This window comes from Cellulomonas septica, from assembly GCF_012396155.1.
Lineage (GTDB): Bacteria > Actinomycetota > Actinomycetes > Actinomycetales > Cellulomonadaceae > Cellulomonas > Cellulomonas septica.
In genome coordinates this window covers 1-1,568 of the sequence record NZ_JAAXOY010000753.1, presented here as the reverse complement: position 1 = coordinate 1,568, position 1,568 = coordinate 1, and the positions used below count along the sequence as shown (strand labels likewise).

Below are 1,568 nucleotides of genomic sequence, written 5' to 3'. Positions count from 1 at the left end.
AGAAGGAGGCGGCGCGACGCGAGCGGGAGGCTGCCCGGGAGCGTCCGGCGGCCCGCCGGTCGTCGCGGTCGTCGTCGGACCCGCTGGACTCGTTCCTGCGGTCAGCGGGCACTCAGCTCGGGCGTGAGATCACGCGCACGCTCTTCGGCACCCGTCGGCGTCGCCGCTGACGCGCCCGCGCCCGGGCCCGCGCTGACAGCCGGCGGCGCGGATCTCCCGACCGTCAGGACGACGAGGAGCCCGAGCGCGGTGAGCCCGGCGCCGACCCACGCGGGCGCGAGGTAGCCGAGACCGGCCGCGATGACGAGGCCGCCGAAGAAGGCGCCCGCCGCGTTGCCGAGGTTGAGCGCGGAGTGGCAGAGGGCCGCGCCGAGCGAGGGCGCCGCGGGCGACACGTCCATGAGCCGCGTCTGCAGGGACAGCCCCAGCACCTGCGACGTCACGCCGAGCAGGACGATCGCGGCGACCGCGGGCACGGGGTACGGGCCGACGAGCGCGATCGCGACGAGCACGACGATCGTGGCGACCATGCCGCCGACGACGGTCCCGAGCACCGACCGGTCGGCGAGCCGGCCGCCGACGAGCGTCCCGGCGGTCATGCCCACCCCGTAGAGCGCGAGCACGAGGGGCACGACGGCGACGTCGAGCCCGGTCACCTCGGTGAGGAGCGGCTTGACGTAGGAGTAGACGGCGAACATGCCGCCGAAACCGATCGCGCCCGCGCCGAACGCGATCCAGAGCCGCCGGTTGCGCAGCGCGGCGAGCTCGGTGCGGACGGTCGCGCCCGGCAGCGGCGGCAGCGTCGGCGTCCACGCCCGGAGCGCGGCCAGGGTCGCCAGCCCGATGACGCCGACGCCGACGAACGCCCAGCGCCAGCCGACCGCCGTGCCGACGACGGCGCTGAGCGGGACGCCGACGGCGCACGCGACGGTGAGCCCGGTCATCATCGCGGCGACCGCGCGTCCGCGGCGCTCCGGGCCGACGACCGCGGTGCCCATCACGGCGCCGACGCCGAAGAACGCGCCGTGCGGGAGGCCGGCGACGAACCGGGCGAGGACGAGCGTCTCGGCCGTCGGCGCGAAGGCCGACAGCACGTTGCCGACGGTGAACGCGACCATGAGGACGAGCAGGAGGCGGCGCCGGTCCGCGCGGGCGCCGAGGGCCGCGAGGACGGGCGCGCCGACGACGACGCCGAGCGCGTACGCGGTGATCGCGTGGCCCGCGGTCGGGATCGAGACGCCCAGGTCGGCGGCGATCTCCGGCAGCAGGCCCATCGTCGCGAACTCGGTCGTGCCGATGCCGAAGCCCCCGAGCGCGAGCGCGAGCAGCGCGAGACGGGTGCGCGCGGGCGTCAGAACCACGGCGGTCCTCCGAACGAATCGATTCGACACAGGGGCGGAGTCACGCCGTCGTCAGCTCCGGGATGTGGCACGAGCCTACGTCACCGGGCGCTCCGCAGGGCTGTGGCGCACGTCGGGAGCGTCGCGCCGGCGGCCCCCGCGCAGCGCCCGTCCTGGGTGGCTGCGCGCGTGGCCGCGCCCGTCAGCCCTGCGGCACCAGCCAGATCG

The 1,568-nt window shown here is 76.5% G+C and carries 1 protein-coding gene and 1 pseudogene; one reads left to right on the top strand and one right to left on the bottom strand.

Annotated features, from left to right (window positions below; genetic code table 11):
- A pseudogene (locus HGA02_RS21870) lies at positions 1-170 on the top strand (DUF853 domain-containing protein); the annotation flags it as partial.
- Here HGA02_RS21870 and HGA02_RS18835 read toward each other — a convergent pair.
- Complete coding sequence (locus HGA02_RS18835) at positions 102-1,361, bottom strand: MFS transporter (RefSeq protein WP_168680863.1); 1,260 nt, start codon at positions 1,359-1,361, stop codon at positions 102-104. The pseudogene HGA02_RS21870 and the gene HGA02_RS18835 overlap by 69 nt on opposite strands.
- Between the last annotated feature and the right edge of the window lie 207 nt (positions 1,362-1,568).